This is a genomic window from Vibrio sp. Vb2131, from assembly GCF_033338535.1.
Taxonomy (GTDB): Bacteria; Pseudomonadota; Gammaproteobacteria; order Enterobacterales; family Vibrionaceae; genus Vibrio; species Vibrio alginolyticus.
In genome coordinates this window covers 114,292-135,153 of sequence record NZ_JAWOSW010000002.1, presented here as the reverse complement: position 1 = coordinate 135,153, position 20,862 = coordinate 114,292, and the positions used below count along the sequence as shown (strand labels likewise).

Sequence of the window (20,862 nt, the reverse complement as noted above, 5' to 3'; positions counted from 1 at the left end):
ATTATTGAACCCCACGTATTGTATAATCTCAGCAGGTCACTTGCCCATGAAGTGGATCCATAACTTTATCTTTGCTCTTTCTATTTGCACTATCAGTTTGGTTGCCCTTTATAGTGTGCTTGGCGATACGCGAAAGCTGACCATTACACCTGAGCATTTCAATATCTATGCAACTAAAGATGCCAGTGAAGGAGGTGTGAGTGAGGCAGATATCACATACGATCGGCAAAGCCTAGTTCTTAGCTGTGAACTAAAGCAGAGCTCGTATGCTTGGCCTTATTGCGGAATCTCGGTTTATACCGATTCAGCAACGCCAACACAGGGTATTGACCTTTCCAACTACCATACGATTCGATTGAAGGTGCGATATTAAGAGGCAGGAATAGGGGCTAACCCTAGCCACGACCTACGTTTGTATCTTCGCAATTATAATTCTGAGTATTCCAAGCCGGACGACGAGTACACCATTAAATATAATGGCATGCAGTTTTCTCCATCGGGTTCGAGCGATATTGTCGAAATTCCGATTAAAAATCTTCAGGTGATGACCTGGTGGTTAGTAGATAACGGAGTCGCGATTGAACACTCTGCACCTGAATTTTCAAACATCACACGTATTGATATTGCAACTGGGTCTGGTGCGGCACTTGGTAAACATAGAATTGTGATTGATAAAATTGAGTTTGAAGGCGCTTACCTTGCGCAAGAAACATTGTTGTATGCATTATTACTCTCTTGGATGGCGCTTGGACTGGCTTTTTCACTGCATGAGTTACGAAAAAATAGAGTGGCTTATGAAAAAGCGCAAAAGCGCAAAAGCGTCACCGTCATTTGGAAAAGGTGAATGATACTTTGCGAGCTCAAAACTATGAGTTTGCAGAGTTAGCGCATCGAGATGCTTTGACGGGCGCGATGAACCGATATGCTGTGCAACACTGGCTGGAACAACAATCTCGTCAGGTTCGCTGGGGGCATAACACCTTCAGTATTCTCTATTTGGACTTGGATAAGTTTAAAAAGGTGAACGACAAATTTGGGCACCAAATGGGGGATGACATATTGCGCGAATTTGTCATGGTGGTAGCGACTTCTATTTACTCAGACGATCGACTCGTTCGTTGGGGCGGCGAAGAGTTTGTCGTATTTTGCCCTGATACCAATATTGAACAAGCGTTAGAGAAGGCAGAAATTATTCGCAAAAATGTGGAGGATCATTTGTGGGTGCACGGTGAATCATTAACTTGCAGTATTGGCGTTGCCCAAATGCAGAATGAACGCGTCTCAGAAACCATGGCGAGAGCTGACGAAGTGCTGTATCAGGCGAAGCGCAATGGTCGCAACCGAGTGGAAGCTCATTATGGTTTACTTGCTTGCGAAAAGAAGCAAGCCTGATAGCCGTTCACTAAAAGGAAAGAAAAAAGGTGGCCAACTGGCCACCAAGAGGGAAACTGCTGAACACCACTTAGGGGGGAAGTTTGGGTTATCGATACGATTACCGTGAGCAGCAGTGTAGTGCTAATCGAACTTGCTATTTTTACCAGAACAACCAAGCGAAAAGCGTTAGTGCAGCAATACAGGCAATGTTTAATACGAAACCAATTCGCATCATTTCTTTTTGCTTGATATGACCCGTACCGAACACAATCGCGTTTGGAGGTGTTGCAACAGGTAACATAAATGCACAAGATGCAGCGACGGCAATCAGTGCAGAGAGAATAACCGGAGACATGCCTAAGGCTTCTGCAATGGTCGCAAATACAGGGACAAGTAGCGCAGCACTGGCGGTGTTACTCGCAAACTCAGTTAAGAAGACAACAAAAGCAACCACTGCAAGAATCGTTAAGAGAATACCGGCTTGCTCAAGGAAGCCTGACAAGCTATGAGCCAAAAATACGCTTGTTCCGGTTGCTTTTAGGACGTTACTCAGACAGATACCACCACCAAATAGGATTAACACACCCCAGTCGGTTGTTTTCTCAATATCTTTCCACTCGACGGCGCGAGAAGCACCAAGTAGAAGGATGGCGCCAATGGCTACAAGAGTATCGAACTTCGCGAAGCCACCCAGCATAGCGTTAATAGGCTTACTGAATATCCACAAAGTTACGGTCAATAAGAAAATCGCCAACGTAATCATTTTGCCGTTTGTCCATTCGACTGGTTGATGGTCAAGGTCAAACTTGTGGCTAAGGTCAGGCTTAGTCATCGTGTACAATACGAGGATAGCGATTGGCATTAATACTAGGGAAATAGGTACACCAAACTTCATCCATTCAGTGAAGCTAAGGCCAACTTCAGCTGCTGCAATTGCGTTTGGTGGGCTACCAACCAGTGTTGCAATACCACCAATTGAAGCACTGTAAGCGATACCGAGTAGAACAAACAAAAAGGTGTTGTGGTTTTTCTTGGCGTCTAGCTTTGTCATCACACCCAGCACAAGCGGTAACATCATCGCGGCGGTGGCGGTGTTTGAAATCCACATTGACAGGCCAGCACTCACACCAAATAGCATGAATACAGCGACAGACATTTTTCCTCTTGCCAGCAATAGTACTTTATCTGCAATAGCTTGATCTAACTTTTGTTTATGTAGAGCCGCAGCTAGTGCAAAACCACCCAAAAATAGAAAAATGATGGAGTTGGAAAAGTTATTCAGTGCGGCTTGAGTGTTGAACACACCCAAAAATACCGCAAGTAGTGGTATGAGCAGCGCAGTAATGCTGACGTGAATCGCTTCGGTTAGCCACAAAATAGCAACAAAAACTAAGATGCTCAGGCCGGTTACTACTTGTGGTTCAAAGGGTAAGGTATTAAACAAGATAATGAACAATAGGATATTCGCGTTCAAAATCATGCTGTTGCGAGTGAAGAACCAATTCTTCAATGTCACAGCGAGTGCGGTCATGGGTAGTGCTCCTTTTGCATTGCCTTTTGTCGGTTTTTTTATGGCAAAGTAACTGACTTGTAGTTATTTATTGATGAAATGTTACTTTGAATGCGAAAAAGAGTTTTGCCTGAATCGTAGAGCAAATTAGAAAGTGTGATGTTGAGAATTGGAAATGGGTAGAAAACTACCCATTTGTTTTATAGAAATGTTACTAGGCTTGTGAGCCACGTTATTCCTCTATTCGACGGGGACTTGAAGAGGCTCGTTAGCTGCTTTATTTGGCTCTTTTACTGCGACGATAGGTTCTTGAGGGCCAAGAAACTTAGGCTGCGTATTGATAATGTACAGGTCTAAAAACGCTTTCACACGGGCTAGCAGTTCTCGAACACGCATCGATGTTTTTTGCTTGTTGGCCGTCGGCCCTGCTACCGCGAGACACTGCGCATCAATGCTGTAAGCATCAGCGATGAACAGTGCGCGTTCACAGTGAAAGCGCTGAGTCACAATCAGAAATCGCTCCGAAGCAAAAATTTTTTTTGCTCGTACAATCGAATCTAAGGTACGAAAGCCAGCATAATCAAGGTGAATCACTTCTTCAGGCACGCCTGCTTTAAGTAAGTCGCGTTTCATTGTCCACGGTTCGTTGTATGAACGGTGGGCGTTATCACCACTCAATAAAAACTGTTTTACTTTGCCTTGGTTGTAAAGCTCAATCGCCGCATTAATGCGATGAGTGTAGTAAGTGTTGAGGATCTTTCCGATGTATTTACTGGTACCAAGAACTACGGCAACCTCATGTTGAGGGATTTGCTCGTATTCAGTGAAAATGCTCTCTTTGGCTTGTAAAACCACCCACCGGTCGATGGCAATAACAGAAACAAGCAGACTAAGTGCAGAGATCGACAAAATCAAAGCAAATCGCTTCCAGGAAAATTTCAGCTTCCACTTTGATCTTATGCGAGAAAACAACAAAACGTTTTATATCCTTAACTAAAAATGTAGTTCTCATCATATCTGATAGAAACAAAAAGAGAGAAGCCCATTTATGCCAAAATCTGGTTAGGATGATAAAAAAATAAAAGCCCCTACATGGTAGGGGCTAATTATTAAACGAATTGTCTCAAGCTTAGAACGCAGTGCGTTTGTAGCGGCGGTAAACAGGTTGCCAGAACGACTGTTCAATCGCCACGTTCAATGCTTCATCAGTAATTTCTAATGCGACACCTTGTTCAATTGCCTTTTTACCAACGGCAAATGCGATTTTTTTCGATACTAAGTGGATTTCTTCCAGTGGTGGAAGTAGTGCACCACGACCGTTGATTGCTAGAGGAGAACATGTTGCTAGCGCGCGACTTGATTCCATTAGCATCTCGTCAGTGACACGTTTTGCATTGACAGCAAGTACACCAAGGCCAATGCCTGGGAAGATGTAGCTGTTGTTACATTGTGCAATAGGGTAAGTGCGACCTTCATGAACCACTGGCTCAAATGGGCTACCTGTTGCAACCAGTGCTTCACCATTTGTCCAACGAATGATGTCGTTCGGTGTCGCTTCCACGCGGCTTGTTGGGTTCGACAGTGGGAAGACAATCGGACGCTTACAGTGTTTATGCATTTCTTCGATGACTTCTTGGCTAAATAGGCCAGGAGCACCAGAAACACCAATTAGTACCGTTGGCTTCGCGTTACGCATTACATCGAGTAGTGAGAAGCCATTTCCTTCATTTTCCCACTCTTTCGTATTGGTATGCTTTTGCACCAAGCGTTGTTGGAAATCAAGAAGGTTAGGCATGCCTTCTTGTAACAGACCCCAACGGTCAACCATGTAAACTTGCGAGCGAGCTTGCTCGTCAGAAATTCCTTCCGATACCATTTGTGCGATGATCGCTTCTGCGATACCACAACCAGCAGACCCTGCGCCTAGAAAGGTAATACGTTGTTTAGAAAGCTGAGTTCCTGCTGCTTTACAAGCTGCAAGTAGAGAGCCAACAGTAACAGCAGCAGTACCCTGAATATCATCATTGAAGCAACACACGCGGTCTTTGTAACGCTCTAGAAGAGGCATCGCATTTTTCTGAGCAAAGTCTTCGAACTGGATCAAAGCATCAGGCCAACGGCGCTGTACCGCTTGGATAAACTCTTCTACAAATGCATCGTATTCTGCACCCGTAATACGAGGATGACGCCAACCCATGTACATCGGATCAGCTAAGCGTTGCGGGTTATTGGTACCCACATCAAGCACGATTGGTAGCGTGTAAGCAGGGCTGATACCACCACACGCGGTATATAGTGATAGTTTACCGATAGGAATACCCATACCGCCGATACCTTGGTCACCCAAGCCAAGGATACGTTCGCCATCTGTCACAACAATCACTTTAACGTTGTGGTTTGCTGCGTTGTTCAGCAAGTCGTCAATACGGTCACGGTTCGGGTATGAAATGAACAGACCACGACCACGACGGTAAATGTTAGAGAAGTTTTCACATGCTGCGCCAACAGTCGGCGTGTAGATGATAGGCATCATCTCAGAAATGTGATTTTGCACTAGGCGGTAATACAATGTTTCGTTGGTGTCTTGGATGTTACGCAGATAAATGTGCTTATCCATATCGCTTTCGAAACTTTTGTATTGCTGGTAGGCACGTTCCACCTGCTCTTGGATAGTTTCGGTCGACTCTGGAAGCAGACCTTCTAAGTTGAATGAACTACGTTCTTCAGCAGAGAATGCACTGCCTTTGTTCAAAAGAGGGGTTGCTAAAAGAGCCGGACCCGCATATGGAATATATAGTGGGCGTTTATCGTTGTTCATTGGGTGCCTTATGTAGGGTTGAAGGATGCGCACCAAATTTTAACGGGTTCACTATTTAGTTGTAAACATGCGTTGATGCACATCAATGTAATGTCGCAAAAAAATTCAGATACCGACGAAAATATCGGCAATATTGGTTGTTTAGAGATACCTAAAGCAGGATTTTTTTACTTGGGTATAATGTTTTGCATCATCAAATCAAATCCAATTTCTATGTTTCAACTACCTATCGACAGCCTGAAAGCCGAGTTTGACCATCATGTAAGCCTTAACCATCTTGTGGTGGAAGCCGAAACCGGGTCGGGTAAATCTACCCGCTTGCCCATGTGGGCGGCAAAACACGGACGCGTTCTGGTTATTGAACCACGTCGAATTGCTTGTACCTCGCTGGCTGAATTTCTTGCGGAGCAATCTGGAAATCCAATAGGTCGCAAAGTCGGTTACGCGATCAAGCTTCATGCCTACTTTGATGAAAAAACCGAAGTTGTATTTGTGACTCCGGGGGTTGCACTGCGTTGGTTTTCGGAAAACAAGCTAGCAGACTTTGATGTCGTGATAGTGGACGAATTTCACGAGCGACGCTGGGATATTGATCTATTAACCGCCATTTTGAAGCAAGAAAATCAACATCGATTGATCGTCACTTCCGCTACCTTAGAAGGCGAAAAGCTTGCTCGTTACCTGAATGCTAAGCGCCTGAGTTCGGAGGGACGTTGCTTTCCAGTCACGGTGACACATCGTTCTACAGACAGCCGCTATTTACCGAACAAAAAGGGATGTGAACAGGAGGTTTTCGGAGCGGTAAAAGAAGCACTGGAAGATGAAGATGGCGATATTCTTGTTTTTCTCCCAGGACGTAAAGAGATCGCCCAATGCGCGCAGATGCTACAAAGCAGCAGTGATGTCATGGTGGTTAAACTTCATGCCTCGGTCAGTGATGCAGAACGACATCGTGCGCTGACGGTACAAAAGCAACGGAAAGTCGTATTGGCAACCAACGTCGCGGAAACCTCTCTGACCATTCCTAATATCCGTGTGGTAATCGATAGTGGTTTAGAGCGCAGAACTGTACAACGAAATGGACGTACAGCACTGACATTAACCAACATTTCTAAGGCCAGTGCCGCGCAGCGAATGGGGCGAGCAGGTCGCGTTACCGAAGGGGCTTGTATTCGTCTATATGGTGAGCACGCACCTTTAGAGTTGGTGACACCTCCAGAATTACACAGAGAAGAGCTCGTCGAGCCGATGCTGGCAGCGGCTTGTTGTGGGTACCGTCTCTCAACACTCGATTTTCTCGACTCAATTCCCCCAAAGTCGCTAGAGGCATCTCATTCGACGTTGTTATCTATGGAAGCGATTGATGAGGATGGCAATGTCACGCAGCATGGGAGAAAAGTATACCCACTACCCATTGATGCACTGTTTGCCGATCTCGTTACCAGAATTCAAGCGAAGCCAGAGAAGGAAGCAATGATTGATTTGGCTGCCGCCTTATCTGTGCCTGCGCAGCTCTATCAGCGACAAAGTGGTGAAGTTGCTGAGCTTCTATCTCAAGAGGAGCCATACGGATGTGATGTCTCTTTGTTGATCCGTTTGGTTCGGGGGGAGCGACTTCCGGGCATTGTCATTGATGCCAGCGCACTCGAAGAGGCGCAAGGTTTAGCGAAACAAATGCGAGAAGCATTTGAATTACCGGAACTTGACGTTGCCTCTCGATATAAACGTGAAGCGCTCTTTTTCTCCATCGCCTCATTGCACCCTGAGCTTGTGTTTGTCCGACGAGCTCGTCGAAGGGATGCTCTAGGAAATGGCGTAGTCGAGATGCTGGTTGGGCGTAACAGCCGCTTTCCTGACAAAGAAGAAGCGGCAATCGTGCTAGATAGCCATAGCGTGCCAGGACGAGGCGTTAAGCAAACACTAAACCTCGCATCGGTTATGATGCCTATCCCGCTGACGTTGTTACGCGAACTTGAATTTGGGGAGTGGCGACAAGGTGAGACGAATTATGAAGAAGAGACGCCAAGAGCAACAATGCATTTGGTCTACGCCGGGCGAACAGTCTGTTCTGAACACCAAGCGTTACAAGGTGATGTTGCTGTTCAGTCTATTGTCGAAATGATAGAAGACGAGACACTGTTACCAGGTTTTGCTTCTCAAAGAAAACAACAAATCCAACACTGGAAACTCTATAACGCATTGGGCCTTAATGTCGAAGGAGAAGAGGTTAACGACTTGGCCTCCTTGACATTTTCTAGCTGGTTAAAGGATCAGTTGGAAACATTAGGCGTTGAAAATGTCGATGATATGGCGTTATTTGAACCGGAAGACTTAACATTTAACGGTGTTCCAGAATGGGAATACGACGATTTCACGGAGCAGTACCCTTTAGAACTTTCGCTGCCAGAACTCCAACTGGATGTTGAGTATTACGCGTCTCGCAAGCTGGTACAGGTCGTTTATCGAGAGGGAAACCGTAAGGGAGACCCGAAGCGTTGGGAGCTGCCACGCTGGGCTGGTTGGAAGATACAGTATAAAAAGGCCAGTCGAGTGATTGATGTGAAGTAGGTCGGCGGATGACGTTGTGACGAAAATGGATATTTTCTTGGTGAATCTATAATGATTTCATATTGATAGCGTTACTTACGTGTTGTTTTTAGTTTCTTAATTGAAATATTAATCAATTGAATGCTTATATATGGCGAAGCTGTACATCAGTTGTTACAAAGCTGGTTTTAATATTTCCTTTTGTATGTAAATTAGGGCATAAAAGACGAATGTTTTATATCCCATTGCTATATCAAAACAGTTGAACGATATTTGGTATATCTCATTTTCGAGTGTCGGGGGCATAGAATGGATCAACAAGGAAAGACGTGCATTGAATTCGACTACACTAGCTTTTTAGGAGCGACAGGTAGTAAAAAATGGACCTTTTTAGAGGCATTTGCCACCATCGCGCCTATTTTCGGTTTGATGTGGAAACAGAACATTGCGGAATTGAGCAAGCCTGAAGATCGGTTGTGGGATGCCGCATTAAAATCGATGTCTTCTCGTAAAAGTGATGAATCCAATTTGGTCCGCTTAACCCAGTTAGCTAAACATGAAGGGATCAATGAATTGCGAGTCGTTATGCCATATTCGCTCGATGTTCAGCAAATCGAGTACATAGAATCTCGCAGTCAGTTGAAGGTGGATACGTCAGAACAAGATGTCCTTAACATCAAGTTTTAGGCTGAACATTTCCACTTCATCGATGTACCACTTAACAATAGTGCAATGAAAAGCGACCTCAAAGTAGGTCGTTTTTTTATTTTGAGGTTTTTGTCACAGGTCTTAGGAAGTGTGATGAATATAGAGTATTTGCACTTAAATTAACAAAAATGTAACGTTTGGAAATGCAATTGTCATAACTAGCTTCTAACTTTGTGTTTTTAGGACAAATTACCGACTAAGTGGTTGGTACTGTAAGTTCGAATTAACGTCCCTTATTGGCACACAAGGATGATTGAGTCACCACGTCATTTGGGCATAAAAACAAACACAATAAGAAAGGAAGTCAATATGTCTTTGTCTCGTCGAGACTTTATGAAAGCTGCCTCTTCAACGGCGATTGTTACCGGGCTGGTGGGCTGTGGTAGCGATGCTAGTGAATCTGTTGCGGTTACCTTTGAGCACGGAGTGGCGAGTGGAGATCCTACTCAAACACAAGTAATCATTTGGACTCGTGTTACGACCTCAGCAAGCTACGCAGATGTAAGCTGGCAAGTTTCATCTAACGAAAATTTTACTGATATCGTGCAAAGTGGCACTTTTGCCACAGACACGAGCCGAGATTTCACGGTAAAAGTCGATGTTCAAAATCTCAACGCAAATTCTCGCTACTACTATCGATTCATGGTTGGAGATGTCACTAGCGAAGTCGGGCAAACTCAAACATTACCAGAGGGTGGTGTAGAAAAGGCATCCATGGCCGTTGTTTCTTGCGCAAACTATCCTGCTGGTTATTTCCATGTGTATCGAGAGATCTTAAATCAACATGAGCAAGAACCGTTTGATGTGGTACTTCATCTCGGTGATTACATTTATGAGTATGGGGCTGGTGGCTACGCTAGTGAAGATGCTGAGGCACTAGGGCGAGAGCCAAGCAAAGGCACTGAATGCATTACCTTAGATGATTACCGAAAACGGTATGCGCAATATCGCCAAGATGCTGATCTGCAAGCGTTACATGCGAGCCTACCAATGATTGCAGTCTGGGATGACCATGAGCTTGCAAATGATAGTTGGAAAAATGGTGCGGAAAACCATCAAGAAGAGGAAGGCAGCTTTAATGATCGTCGTGCAGCTGCGGCTGCCGCGTGGACAGAATGGTTGCCCGTTCGTGAAAACACTTTCTCAAACATGCTGATTTACCGTCAGTTTTCGTTTGGAAGTTTAGTCAATTTGATGATGCTCGACACGCGACTTGTGGGGCGTGATAAACCGTTGGATTATTTCTCGCTCAGCTCACCAACGATGGAAGCTATTGGCGGTTTAGTTGCCCAGTCGCGCAGTCAAGACCGAGAGCTGTTAGGCGGTGACCAACTCGCTTGGCTGATGGATGCGTTCAGTACGCACGACGCAACTTGGAATGTGCTAGGGCAACAAGTGTTAATGTCTCGTATGGAGTTGCCAAGTTCGGTTATGACCGCGATGTTTCAATTGTTTACTGCCACTGAAGAACAAAAAACAGAGGCGTTATTAGCGGTAAACTCTGCGATTACGGGTTATCTCTCTGACCCAAGTTTAGATACCATTGCTTTGCCATATAACCTAGATGCATGGGATGGCTACTACGTTGAGCGAGAGAAAGTTTATCAACTGGCCAAAGCCAGCAGTGGTAACTTTGTCTGCTTGGCCGGAGATACGCACAATGCATGGGCAAGTGAGCTTAAAGACGTATCTAAGCATCCTATCGGGGTAGAGTTTGCGACTAGCTCTGTGAGTTCCCCTGGGTTAGAAGCCTACCTCGCGTTAGACCCTGTTGCGATCACTCAAATGGAATACACGCTGCCGCACTTAGTGTCAGAATTACAGTGGGCAGACATCAAACAGCGTGGCTTTATGCGCGTTACTTTTACGCCCGACAAGGCAGAGGCGACCTGGTATTTCGTATCAACGATTAAAGACAAAACATATCAGGTGACGACCAAGTCAGCCTCTACAACAGATGGCACTACGTTAAATATCGGCTAAACTGAGCCTAATACGAAAAAAGTCCGCAAGCTAGTGCGGACTTTTTATTGGAAAGCATTTAGCAATCTAGCGACAGTGCTAGTCAATCAATCCGTATTCTTTGCTCAGAACTTCGATGATTTCCGCTTTCGGATTCTCACTCAAATGAATCGGCTTGCCTGTAATCTTCTCGGCAATACCAATGTAGGTGCTCGAAATCGCCATCAAAGATTCGACGGGTAAAGCATTATCACGAGCGAGTGCTTCACGCTCTGGCATACGTTCTTTATTTAGCAAGATATCTGGGTCAGGGAAGTGGTTAAGTAGGAACTGGCGGAAACCTTCTTTTGAGTTCTCTACGATGTGACCTGCTTGGTACTCTTTAGCATCCCATATACGAGACGAGTCTGGTGTACCCACTTCATCCATGTAAATCAGCTTTTCATTGCCAGCAGCATCATGAACATAACCAAATTCGAATTTGGTATCGACAAAGATTTGGTCGATTTCTTCTAACGCTTGGCTTATAACGTTAAAGCCTTCTTTCAGCAATTTTTCGTAGAGTGCGATATCGTCAGCGCTTGAGAAGTTAAATGCTTCGTAGTTGTCTACGATGTTTTGACGAGTAATATTTACGTCATCCGCTTCTGGCACACCGGGAATGCCTTTTAGAATGCCTTTTGTGGATGGGGTCATTAGCAACTCTGGCAGTGCTTTGTCTTTTCCTAACCCTTCAGGAAGTTGGATTCCACAAAACTCGCGCTCGCCATTTGCGTAAGCGCGCCACATCGAACCCGTGATGTATTTGCGGCAGATGGCTTCGATTTTTACCGGTTTGGCTTTTTGTACAATCCAAACAAAAGGGTGAGGAATGTCTAGAATATGGCTATCTGCTAAGCCATTTTCTTTGAACAGTTTGAACCAGTGATTAGAAATCGCATTAAGCGCAGCCCCTTTACCCGGGACACCATTAAGACCACCTTCAGCATGCCAAATACAATCGAATGCAGAGATTCGGTCGCTAATTACCATGATAGCCAAAGGCGCATCTGGAGCGACATTGTATCCTTTTTCTTTGATCAGTCGGGCGCTGTCTTCTTCAGTTAACCAGTAAACTGAACGAACTTTTCCACTATGAACGGGTTTATGGGTGCGAATTGGCAGGTCGTCATTGACGGCAAGTACTTGATTAGCAAGGCTCATTGCGACATTCCTATCATCTTAATCAAACGTCAGAAAGAGAAGATATTCAGCAAAATGTGGGCGCTGAATAAATCGAATGTGGGCATCATACCAGAACTATTTTAACTCGCCAGAGAAAAAGCAAACGTTTGCCTGTTTTCTTTAATACAAAAAAAGCCCCCTTAAAAAGGAGGCGAGATGCAGGATGGATAACGTCGATCTTGTTAGTGGTACTTATTAACTCTGCCTTCGACGAAAAAGACTTCACACTGATAACGTTGAGCAATATCGCGAAGCATTGATTGATTCATTAGGGCAATCTTGTTCGATGCGACGACAGCGCTAGCGTTACCAGACTGAATAGCTTTAATCACGATTTCCACTTCAGAAAGCTGTTGAGACGGCTTCATCTGAATGATGTTTTTACAGCAAATATTAGAAGCAGTGAGTTGTTCAAAGTCTGGACGAGGGCAGTCTGCTGTAAACAAAATCCATTGTTTCTGCTGCGATAAAACAGCCAGCTTAGATAGAAGCTGATCCGAAACGGCCATGGGCTTAGTTGCTTGTGCCAATACGTTGTAACGAGAGTATGTATGAGATTGACTTTGTAACTGCATCTTACTGTTCCTTTATACATGCTGTATGTCTATACAGTAGTTTGTTTTGGCGACCTGATCAACCAGTTTCTCAAAAGTTATTTGCGGTTTTTTGAAAAGGAAATAAAAGAATTTTACTTTAAGTGATTGAATTTATTTGTTTATTTTTCATTTCTGATATGTCTAACATCAATTTAAAAATGTGAGGTGAGTAGAAAGTTGGACGAGAGACATACAGGGGTTTACTACTGTATATACAGGTGTTTTTCACGGACAGTGGTTTGTATACAGTGGAAGAGGGCTGATAACCGATGCGACATGCTATGTAGGATAGGAGGGAATACGAGATAGAGATTGGAAATAGGCTTGGGAGATCAAAAAAGCGCCTTATAAAAGGCGCTTTTGAAAATCTGTTCCATTGATTCCGTCTTGCTTAGCTCGCTCGTTGCAAACGTTCGCGCATTTGCAATTCGCCTTGGTTAAATAGGCGCACGTCGATTTTTGCCATATCGTAACAAGCTTTACATGAGTAGTGGTGCTTGCCATCTAAATAATCGTGACGAGTTACAAGACTAGGTTTTTTACACCAATCACAGGTGCCTTCTTCAGTGAACATTGATTTTCTCCCCACCTAGATTAATTTGAGTCGTTAGGTGTTATTTTGCGCCGGGCATTATGGCATAAAAGCGCGACTTAAGTTAAATGTCTGTTAATTTCTTTGAGAGGGAGATCGATTGCGGTGTTTGATTATATGGGAATAAAAGCATGGTAGCCAAAGTATCCTGACCTATTTTTACTGTTTTGTAACATTTTGTGAGACGAGCTTAAAGGCATGATTGAGTCGCTTCATTTCTTCTTCACTGCCCCTTGTGTCAGGATGATAAAGCTTTGATAACTGTCTATAGCGTAGCTTGATTGCCTGTAAATCAGGGATGGTTTGTGGTGTGTAGCCAAACATAGCACACGCGACGCTTAGCTTATGGTTTTCTGCCTGAGTTTTGGATTTCTTAAATTCTCTGAATACTTTCTCTAACTGACGCTTCAGTTGCTTGTTCGTAAACTCTAGCTCTTTTATTTTTTCCGCCATTCGTTGATTTTGGCTTTCCCCTTTGGCTTCACGCGCTTTTCTATTCTGCTTGAGTTTTTTGATCACGAGGAAACTTAAGCCGCTGATGATGAGTATCGCCGCTAGCCAAATCAGCCATAGAAACGGCGAGTGTTCTACTTTGGGGTTTGCAACTGTGCTTTTCTCTTCCTGTGCTTGCTCCGCCTTTTTATCGAGCGACTTTATTTGCGAGACTTGTTTAGCTCGCAGTTGGTTGAAGCGCTGCTCTAACAGTTGATTATAAGCCTGTTCTGCTGCTGGATTATGCTGAGAAGCCATTTGATACAAAGCTTCAGTCAATTGAGATGCTGTGACCTTATCTGGATTGCGCTGAATAAAGTTAGCGAGAAGAAAGCCCCGATCGGTTGGGTCATTGAGTGCGATAGAGGTTAGCCAATATAACGCTTGTGTTTCATTTTTTTCGCCATTTATCCCTTTAGCAAAGTCGTTCGCGAGCTGTTTTTGCGCAGGGAGGTAACCTTGGTTGGCGGATTGCTCTAGCCAGTAACGCGTTTCTGGTGAGGCTTCAGCTTCGTTTGATGCCAATAATTGTTGTGCGTACTCGTATTGTTCGATGGGGTCATTTGGAGCTCGAGAGGCAAGTGAGTAGCCAGAAAAGCTGAGGCTAAATAAGCAGAGTAGGGCAGACGTTTTGACAGACATTAATATGTCAGGCCTAACGATAATGGTTAGGCCTGCTCCGGTAATTTTTTATTATTACCGTTATGGTGCAACCAAATTACTTCAGTGGCAAGATCTGGATTTCAACACGACGGTTGCACGCACGACCTTCAGAAGTTTGGTTTGAGCAAATTGGGTTACGTTCGCCGTAGCCGCGTGCAATTGCACGACCAGGTGCAACGTTTTGAGATACTAGGAATTGACGTACGGACTCTGCACGGCGCTCTGACAACGTTTGGTTGTATGACTCACTGCCTGTGCTATCCGTGTAACCGTCAATAACGAGACTGGTATCTGGGTACTCAACTAGGATGCGAGCAACACCACGTAGAGTATTATGGATGCTAGCATCAAGCTGGTAAGAGCTTGAAGAGAAGCCGATACCGTTTTCCATACGCAGTAAAAGCTGATTTTCACCAACACGCTGAACTTGTACGCCAGAGTTTAGCAAAGCGCGACGTAACTCCGCTTCTTGTTGGTCAAAGTAGTAACCAACGCCAGCGCCAGTCGCTCCGCCTGCGGCTGCACCAATGAGTGCATGCTGACGACGTTCTTTAGCATCATCACCCGTTGCTAGGCCGATTGCTGCGCCAGCGATCGCACCAATAAGCGCGCCTTGCGTGGTGGAGTTAGTTTCGTATTCACCCGTTGTTGCATTTTGGCGTTGAGTGGCTTGACAGCCAGTAAGAGCTAGCACTAGAGCTAGTGCAATAGGCATCTTTTTCAAGGGAAAATCTCCGTATAAAACTGAGGCGAAACCATGCCTCATAATGGGATGCGAATTATGAATAAACAAGCATTAATATTTGTTATGAGAAAGTAAGATTGATAAGAGTTTCTGTAAGAAAATTCCTACCAATACTGCCAAAGCTCTCAAAGTAAGCCCCATCGACATCGAAGTCATTGCTGCTTATGTGAATCCTTTACTATTCTGGCTATTTCGATGAATCGCCCAACATTTTGCGTGCTTGTTCGCCGCCCACTCCACGGTTAACTGAAACCTTTCTACCTTTCTTTAAGCCCACTTCGTAGTCTTCAGTTAGGTTTTTCATTGCTTCTTTCAATTGCTTCTTGAACGTTTCGCGGTCAATGTTTTGGAATTCTTTATCAATATAGTCATTAATTTTATTGGCCGACTCTTCATCTGGAGAAATAATTGGCAATTTTTCAATCGCGCCTTCCACCCAGCCAGATACAAATGAGTTCACACGGCGAGTCACTTCCTGAGAAGAGGTGCCGGTGCCAGCAAAGCTGTTTCGGAATTGTCCGGTACTTTCGTTCATCTCGCGATAAACAATATCGAAAGCAAATGCAGCAAAAATAGCGCGATCTGCTTCACCGATAAATTCGACACGTTTGAGCCCTTTGTGATTCAACAATACTGCTTCGACACCGAATTTTGTGTTAATGCCGCGAATCACTCGCAATATGGTAGAACTGATGTTCGCTGGTAGCAGATGAGAAGATTGTGTTTTTCCCATTCTGATGAACTCAATATCGTCTTTATCGAGACCATATTTAAGCATGAGGCGATGTGCCATTTTGATAGCATTGGCAGCCTCATTAACATTAGCGGAATTGCCCAGTTCTAAGCACTTGGCGATTTTTTTCAGAGCTTTTTGTTTATCCATCGACAACCAGTAACGAAAGCAGAAAATTTATGAAGTCAGACATATTACCTTTTTTGACATAAAAACGAAATACAAGGTGGGACTGAAGATAATTTCAGCACATAAAAAGAAGCCTCGCATTAAGCGAGGCTGGCGTTTTAGTTCGTCGTAATCAGTATGAAGTCGTACTTGTGTCTAAGAAGCCATTCTTCATTAAGATTCGTTAGAATTACAACCCGAGCTGGTTGAGCAAGTCATCGGCATCATCGTTTGAACCCGACGATTTAGATTCTTTCTCAGCCAACTGTTTACGTGTTGCCTCTAAAATGTCGTCTGGGTTTTCGTCTTCAGCAACTTCAAACTCTTCCAGTTGGATGAACTCAGTTTTATCCATTGCTAGTTCGAGATAGAAAATATTGTTGTTTTCGGTGGAGAACGTCACTCTGCGCGCTTGAGGGCGGTCAAGGTTGGTATCAACTTGTAAGATAACTTGCTTATTCAGCGCCAGCATTTTTGGTTGGTTTTGTGTGATGTTCGTTTGCAGGTCTTTACGAATTTTATTAGTGAAGTCTCCGACCAGTTGATTCATGAGTTCACCCAGAACATCGCCTACCTCGTCAGAAGTATGAGATATTGCCAGTTCTTCTTCTGGCATGCCCATATTACGCATGTAGTTGGTGTAGATCTCCAGTGCGGCTTTTGCCGTAAAATTAATCACAACTAGCCCGGTAAATCCGCCATCAAACAGAACAAAACAGCCAAAATCTGGTTTGAGGCTAGTCTTGTGGATTTTTTGCACCATTGCTGAATAATTTACTTGAGAAGATGTCGCCGAAGTAAGTACGCCAGAAACAGACTGGCAAAGTTTGAGAAGGATATCTTCAGTGGTCACAATTTTATTTTTTTTCATTCTGAAAACTCATCTAGAAACGCGATTCGTTCCCCAATGTAAGGCATCAAGCGTGAAAAAATAAAGCATAAGTTTAATTATTGTATCGAGATTCTGATTTGCTCGTCTTTTTAAATGTTGTAAAGTGACGAAATTCAAAGAATATTACTTCACTAACTCTTTTGTGGTGTTTTTTTTCGCTTAGCGCCAATTTGTATGAGAAGTGAGCAAATAATTACACAACCCGCAGCTGATCGGATCAGCGTCGTAGGGGCAGGAAGCAAATGTTACCAAGATTACACTCGCAAACTGATGTCGATCCTCTTGTTCTTAGTTTTCTGAAAGAGCTTGAGCACGCCGGATTCACTGGTGATATCGAAAGCCAATATTCAAGCCGACTAGCGGTTGCCACTGACAACAGTGTTTACCAGCAACTTCCTCAGTCTGTCGTTCATCCCAAAACGACAGAAGATGTTTCTCTCCTCGGGAAACTGAGCAATAAAGAAAAGTACGAACGAATTACCTTTTCACCTCGTGGTGGCGGCACGGGGACCAATGGTCAGTCGCTAACCAAAGGTATTGTGGTGGATATGTCTCGCCACATGAACAAAGTGCTTGAGATTAATGAGAAAGAAGGCTGGGTTCGTGTACAAACTGGTGTAGTGAAAGACCAGTTAAATGACGCAGTTCGCCCTTATGGCTACTTCTTCTCTCCAGACTTATCTACCAGTAACCGTGCAACGATTGGCGGCATGGTCAACACCGATGCTTCTGGTCAAGGTTCTCTGAAATACGGAAAAACATCCGATCATGTTTTGTCGCTACAAGCGGTGTTTGCTGATGGCTCAGTTTTAGAATCAGACCTGTCCAACGGCTACCCAAAAGAAGACGAGTTTGCTGCCAAGGCGCTACGTGTAACGGAATCCGTATGTCGTGGAAAACGCCAGCAGATCGTAGATAAGTTTCCTCCTCTTAACCGCTTTTTAACGGGCTATGATTTAAAAAATGCCTTGAATGAAGACGGTGACCGTTTCGATATCACACGAGTACTTTGCGGCGCGGAAGGTTCATTGGCATTTATTACCGAAGCAAAGCTTAACCTGACGCCAATTCCGAAAGCGCGTACGTTGGTTAACGTTAAATACAACAGCTTTGATTCTGCACTGCGTAATGCACCGTTTATGGTAGAAGCGAAAGCGCTGTCTGTAGAAACCGTTGACTCAAAAGTGCTTAATCTAGCGAAGCAAGATATCGTTTGGCACACCGTGAGCGATTTACTTACCGATGTTCCAAATAAAGAGATGCTTGGCATCAATATGGTGGAATACGCAGGTCAGGACGAAGAGGAAGTTGCTGCTCAGGTTGCAGCATTGACCGCCAAGCTCGATACCATGTTGGAAACAGAAGAAGCGGGCATTATCGGCTACCAAGTTTGTAACGATGTAGCGAGCATTGGGCGTATTTACAACATGCGTAAAAAGGCGGTGGGTTTGTTAGGCGCAGCAAAAGGTCGTGCTAAACCGGTCGCATTCGCTGAAGATACCTGTGTGCCACCAGAAAACCTGGCGGACTTCATTGTAGAGTTTCGAGAACTGTTAGACAGCAAGTCTCTGAATTATGGCATGTTTGGTCACGTCGATGCTGGGGTGCTTCACGTACGTCCTGCGTTGGATTTGTGTGACCCGCACCAAGAAGCATTGATGCACGAAGTTTCTGATGAAGTGGTCAAGCTGGTGGCGAAATACGGCGGTTTGATGTGGGGTGAACACGGCAAAGGTTTCCGTTCAGAATATGGCCCTGAGTTTTTCGGCGACGAGTTGTTTACTGAACTGAGACGTGTGAAAGCTGCATTCGATCCACACAACAAAATGAACCCGGGCAAAATCTGTACACCGCTGGATAGTGATGCAGAGCTTGTCAAAGTTACCGATACCAAACGTGGTTACTATGACCGTCAGATTGACGTTCAAGTACGTGACAGCTTTAAACAAGCGATGGAATGTAACGGTAACGGTTTGTGTTTTAACTACGATACTAGCTCGCCAATGTGTCCATCGATGAAAGTAACAGCCGATCGTCGTCATTCACCGAAAGGTCGTGCGGGTTTGGTTCGCGAGTGGTTGCGTCAGCTCACTGAGCAAGGCATTGATATTCTTGACTTAGAAAAGCAAACACTAGAAAACAAAACATCAATCAAAACCATGATTGACCGCGTACGTCATTCTATCAATCGTCGTCACGAGTATGACTTCTCTCACGAAGTGTATGAAGCGATGAATGGTTGTTTGGCGTGTAAAGCGTGTGCGAGTCAGTGTCCGATTAAAGTCGATGTTCCGAGCTTTCGCTCGCGCTTTTTAAACATCTATCACTCTCGTTACCAACGTCCTGCAAAAGACTATCTGGTTGCGAACATTGAGACTATGCTGCCGATGATGGCGAAAGCGCCAGGTGTCGTAAATGGTGTTTTGAAGCAGTCGTGGGTGAAAAGTTTAACGGCATCTACGGTCGGGTATGTCGATGCGCCGTTGTTATCAGTACCCACCTTGAAACAACGAGTAGAGTCGCTGACAACGCCTTATGATCTGCAAGCGCTCAGTGGTTTGTCTTCGTCTGAAAAGAGCAAGCATGTTTTAATTGTTCAAGACCCATTCACTAGTTACTACGACGCTGATGTCGTTGAAGACTTCGTTAAGTTATTGAAAAAGCTGGGTATGAATCCGGTGCTTCTGCCGTTTAAGCCGAATGGTAAAGCACAACACATTAAAGGGTTTTTACGTCAGTTTAAGGACACAGCAGCCGACACAGCGAAGTTCTTGGCGATGGTAGCGGATTTGGATATCCCATTAGTTGGCGTCGATCCTGCTTTGGTGCTGTGTTATCGAGATGAATACGCTGAAGTGCTTGGCAGTAAGCGAGGTAATTTCGATGTACTAACAGCCCACGAATGGCTTTACCCAAGACTAGAAGCGTTTGAAAGCGGAGAGCATAAGGCGCAGGAACCTTGGTATCTGTTTGCTCACTGTACTGAGAAAACCAAAATGCCAAATGCGGAAAAAGAGTGGGGCGCTATTTTTGCTCACTTTGGTGCAGTTTTGAATACGGTACCTGTTGGTTGTTGTGGTATGGCGGGTACGTTTGGTCATGAGGTTGATAAGTTGTCGATGTCGAAAGACATTTACAATTTAAGCTGGAAGCCGAGCTTAGATAAGTTGGATAACGAGAGATGTTTGATTACAGGCTATTCTTGCCGCAGCCAAGTTAAACGCTTTGAAGGAACGAAGCCCAAGCATCCCGTTCAGGCATTGTTAACTTTGTTGTAATCGGACTAGATCAAGCCCAGTTTTACTGGGCTTTTTAGAAACCGTATTTAGACCCTTTCAAAGGATATGAATCTTGAGAAAACTTGAACTCAAAGTCCCACCTGTTGTGGTGTTTTTGCTAGTCATACTTTTGATGTACGGACTTAAAGTTTTGACGCCGAGCATGAACATTCGAGTACCCTTTGTTGAATTTGTAGTAGGTGTATTAACTTTGTTGTCTGGCTACATGGGCATTGCTGGCGTGTATGAATTTCGCAAAGTAAAAACCACAGTGAACCCAGTAAAACCTGAAGCAGCATCTTCTGTTGTAAGAACTGGTGTGTTTGCCTTTTCACGCAACCCTATGTACATGGCATTATTGCTTCTAATCATAGCAACTGGTTTGTGGTGGCAGCACTTGAGTGTGGTGCTTTGTGGCGTGATATTTGTCAGTTATATGAATCGGTTTCAAATCAAGCCTGAGGAACGCGTTTTAGAGCGATTGTTTGGTGAAGAGTATGTGGATTATAAAAACCATGTTCGTCGTTGGCTCTAAGCATTGCGTTTAGTTTTGTTTGGAT

At 44.4% G+C, this 20,862-nt stretch carries 15 protein-coding genes and 1 pseudogene; 6 read left to right on the top strand and 10 right to left on the bottom strand.

What is annotated here, in order from left to right; genetic code table 11:
* Nucleotides 1-46 precede the first annotated feature (46 nt).
* Nucleotides 47-1,392, top strand: a pseudogene (locus R7E38_RS02745) (GGDEF domain-containing protein).
* Between the two features lie 142 nt (nt 1,393-1,534).
* Here R7E38_RS02745 and R7E38_RS02740 read toward each other — a convergent pair.
* From R7E38_RS02740 to R7E38_RS02730, 3 genes are all read right to left on the bottom strand, one after another.
* Nucleotides 1,535-2,905 carry an SLC13 family permease gene (locus R7E38_RS02740; RefSeq protein WP_017634863.1) on the bottom strand — a complete coding sequence of 457 codons (1,371 nt, stop codon included), beginning with the start codon at nt 2,903-2,905 and terminating at the stop codon, nt 1,535-1,537.
* Nucleotides 2,906-3,124: 219 nt separating this feature from the next.
* Nucleotides 3,125-3,859, bottom strand: coding sequence for a vancomycin high temperature exclusion protein (locus R7E38_RS02735; protein ID WP_005388862.1), 735 nt, complete (start codon nt 3,857-3,859; stop codon nt 3,125-3,127).
* Between the two features lie 154 nt (nt 3,860-4,013).
* Nucleotides 4,014-5,702 carry an NAD-dependent malic enzyme gene (locus tag R7E38_RS02730; protein ID WP_005377977.1) on the bottom strand — a complete coding sequence of 563 codons (1,689 nt, stop codon included), beginning with the start codon at nt 5,700-5,702 and terminating at the stop codon, nt 4,014-4,016.
* Nucleotides 5,703-5,915: 213 nt separating this feature from the next.
* Between R7E38_RS02730 and R7E38_RS02725 the strand changes: the two genes are divergently transcribed.
* The 3 genes from R7E38_RS02725 to R7E38_RS02715 all read left to right on the top strand — a co-directional run bounded on the left by R7E38_RS02725 (nt 5,916) and on the right by R7E38_RS02715 (nt 10,940).
* The gene (locus R7E38_RS02725) at nt 5,916-8,270 is read left to right on the top strand and encodes a helicase-related protein (protein WP_226082912.1); all 2,355 of its coding nucleotides are present in this window, start codon (nt 5,916-5,918) and stop codon (nt 8,268-8,270) included.
* 288 nt (nt 8,271-8,558) lie between these two features.
* Nucleotides 8,559-8,936 (top strand): hypothetical protein, encoded by a 378-nt coding sequence (locus R7E38_RS02720; RefSeq protein ID WP_005377965.1) that lies wholly within the window; start codon nt 8,559-8,561, stop codon nt 8,934-8,936.
* A 330-nt stretch (nt 8,937-9,266) separates the two neighbouring features.
* Nucleotides 9,267-10,940 (top strand): alkaline phosphatase D family protein, encoded by a 1,674-nt coding sequence (locus tag R7E38_RS02715; protein ID WP_226082916.1) that lies wholly within the window; start codon nt 9,267-9,269, stop codon nt 10,938-10,940.
* Between the two features lie 78 nt (nt 10,941-11,018).
* Here the strand turns inward: R7E38_RS02715 and R7E38_RS02710 are convergent, their stop codons facing one another.
* The 7 genes from R7E38_RS02710 to R7E38_RS02680 all read right to left on the bottom strand — a co-directional run bounded on the left by R7E38_RS02710 (nt 11,019) and on the right by R7E38_RS02680 (nt 17,003).
* Complete coding sequence (locus tag R7E38_RS02710) at nt 11,019-12,122, bottom strand: phosphoribosylaminoimidazolesuccinocarboxamide synthase (RefSeq protein ID WP_005377963.1); 1,104 nt, start codon at nt 12,120-12,122, stop codon at nt 11,019-11,021.
* A 203-nt stretch (nt 12,123-12,325) separates the two neighbouring features.
* Nucleotides 12,326-12,718: a SulA-like leucine-rich domain-containing protein gene (locus tag R7E38_RS02705; protein ID WP_130546007.1), complete on the bottom strand. Its 393-nt coding sequence runs from the start codon at nt 12,716-12,718 to the stop codon at nt 12,326-12,328.
* A gap of 412 nt (nt 12,719-13,130) precedes the next feature.
* Complete coding sequence (locus tag R7E38_RS02700) at nt 13,131-13,313, bottom strand: hypothetical protein (protein ID WP_005377960.1); 183 nt, start codon at nt 13,311-13,313, stop codon at nt 13,131-13,133.
* 177 nt (nt 13,314-13,490) lie between these two features.
* On the bottom strand, nt 13,491-14,465 hold the full coding sequence (locus R7E38_RS02695; protein ID WP_238853021.1) for a J domain-containing protein: 975 nt from the start codon (nt 14,463-14,465) through the stop codon (nt 13,491-13,493).
* Between the two features lie 76 nt (nt 14,466-14,541).
* Entirely contained in the window at nt 14,542-15,201 is a 660-nt protein-coding gene (locus R7E38_RS02690) for an OmpA family protein (RefSeq protein ID WP_005377956.1), read from the bottom strand.
* Nucleotides 15,202-15,418: 217 nt separating this feature from the next.
* Nucleotides 15,419-16,114, bottom strand: a complete 696-nt coding sequence (locus R7E38_RS02685) for a DUF2786 domain-containing protein (protein ID WP_005377954.1) — start codon at nt 16,112-16,114, stop codon at nt 15,419-15,421.
* A 208-nt stretch (nt 16,115-16,322) separates the two neighbouring features.
* Nucleotides 16,323-17,003: a DUF3334 family protein gene (locus tag R7E38_RS02680; protein ID WP_005388843.1), complete on the bottom strand. Its 681-nt coding sequence runs from the start codon at nt 17,001-17,003 to the stop codon at nt 16,323-16,325.
* 263 nt (nt 17,004-17,266) lie between these two features.
* On the opposite strand from R7E38_RS02680, the gene R7E38_RS02675 reads away from it, so the two are divergent.
* The gene (locus R7E38_RS02675) at nt 17,267-20,302 is read left to right on the top strand and encodes an FAD-binding and (Fe-S)-binding domain-containing protein (protein ID WP_042521968.1); all 3,036 of its coding nucleotides are present in this window, start codon (nt 17,267-17,269) and stop codon (nt 20,300-20,302) included.
* Nucleotides 20,303-20,375: 73 nt separating this feature from the next.
* On the top strand, nt 20,376-20,837 hold the full coding sequence (locus tag R7E38_RS02670; protein WP_054576439.1) for a methyltransferase family protein: 462 nt from the start codon (nt 20,376-20,378) through the stop codon (nt 20,835-20,837).
* The last annotated feature ends 25 nt before the right edge of the window (nt 20,838-20,862 follow it).

Coding starts and splice junctions, on each gene's coding strand:
- R7E38_RS02725 (WP_226082912.1), top strand. CDS start 5,916: ATGTTTCAACTACCTATCGACAGCCTGAAAGCCGAGTTTGACCATCAT.
- R7E38_RS02700 (WP_005377960.1), bottom strand. CDS start 13,313: ATGTTCACTGAAGAAGGCACCTGTGATTGGTGTAAAAAACCTAGTCTT.
- R7E38_RS02715 (WP_226082916.1), top strand. CDS start 9,267: ATGTCTTTGTCTCGTCGAGACTTTATGAAAGCTGCCTCTTCAACGGCG.
- R7E38_RS02705 (WP_130546007.1), bottom strand. CDS start 12,718: ATGCAGTTACAAAGTCAATCTCATACATACTCTCGTTACAACGTATTG.
- R7E38_RS02675 (WP_042521968.1), top strand. CDS start 17,267: ATGTTACCAAGATTACACTCGCAAACTGATGTCGATCCTCTTGTTCTT.
- R7E38_RS02720 (WP_005377965.1), top strand. CDS start 8,559: ATGGATCAACAAGGAAAGACGTGCATTGAATTCGACTACACTAGCTTT.
- R7E38_RS02680 (WP_005388843.1), bottom strand. CDS start 17,003: ATGAAAAAAAATAAAATTGTGACCACTGAAGATATCCTTCTCAAACTT.
- R7E38_RS02710 (WP_005377963.1), bottom strand. CDS start 12,122: ATGAGCCTTGCTAATCAAGTACTTGCCGTCAATGACGACCTGCCAATT.
- R7E38_RS02685 (WP_005377954.1), bottom strand. CDS start 16,114: ATGGATAAACAAAAAGCTCTGAAAAAAATCGCCAAGTGCTTAGAACTG.
- R7E38_RS02730 (WP_005377977.1), bottom strand. CDS start 5,702: ATGAACAACGATAAACGCCCACTATATATTCCATATGCGGGTCCGGCT.
- R7E38_RS02740 (WP_017634863.1), bottom strand. CDS start 2,905: ATGACCGCACTCGCTGTGACATTGAAGAATTGGTTCTTCACTCGCAAC.
- R7E38_RS02690 (WP_005377956.1), bottom strand. CDS start 15,201: ATGCCTATTGCACTAGCTCTAGTGCTAGCTCTTACTGGCTGTCAAGCC.
- R7E38_RS02695 (WP_238853021.1), bottom strand. CDS start 14,465: ATGTCTGTCAAAACGTCTGCCCTACTCTGCTTATTTAGCCTCAGCTTT.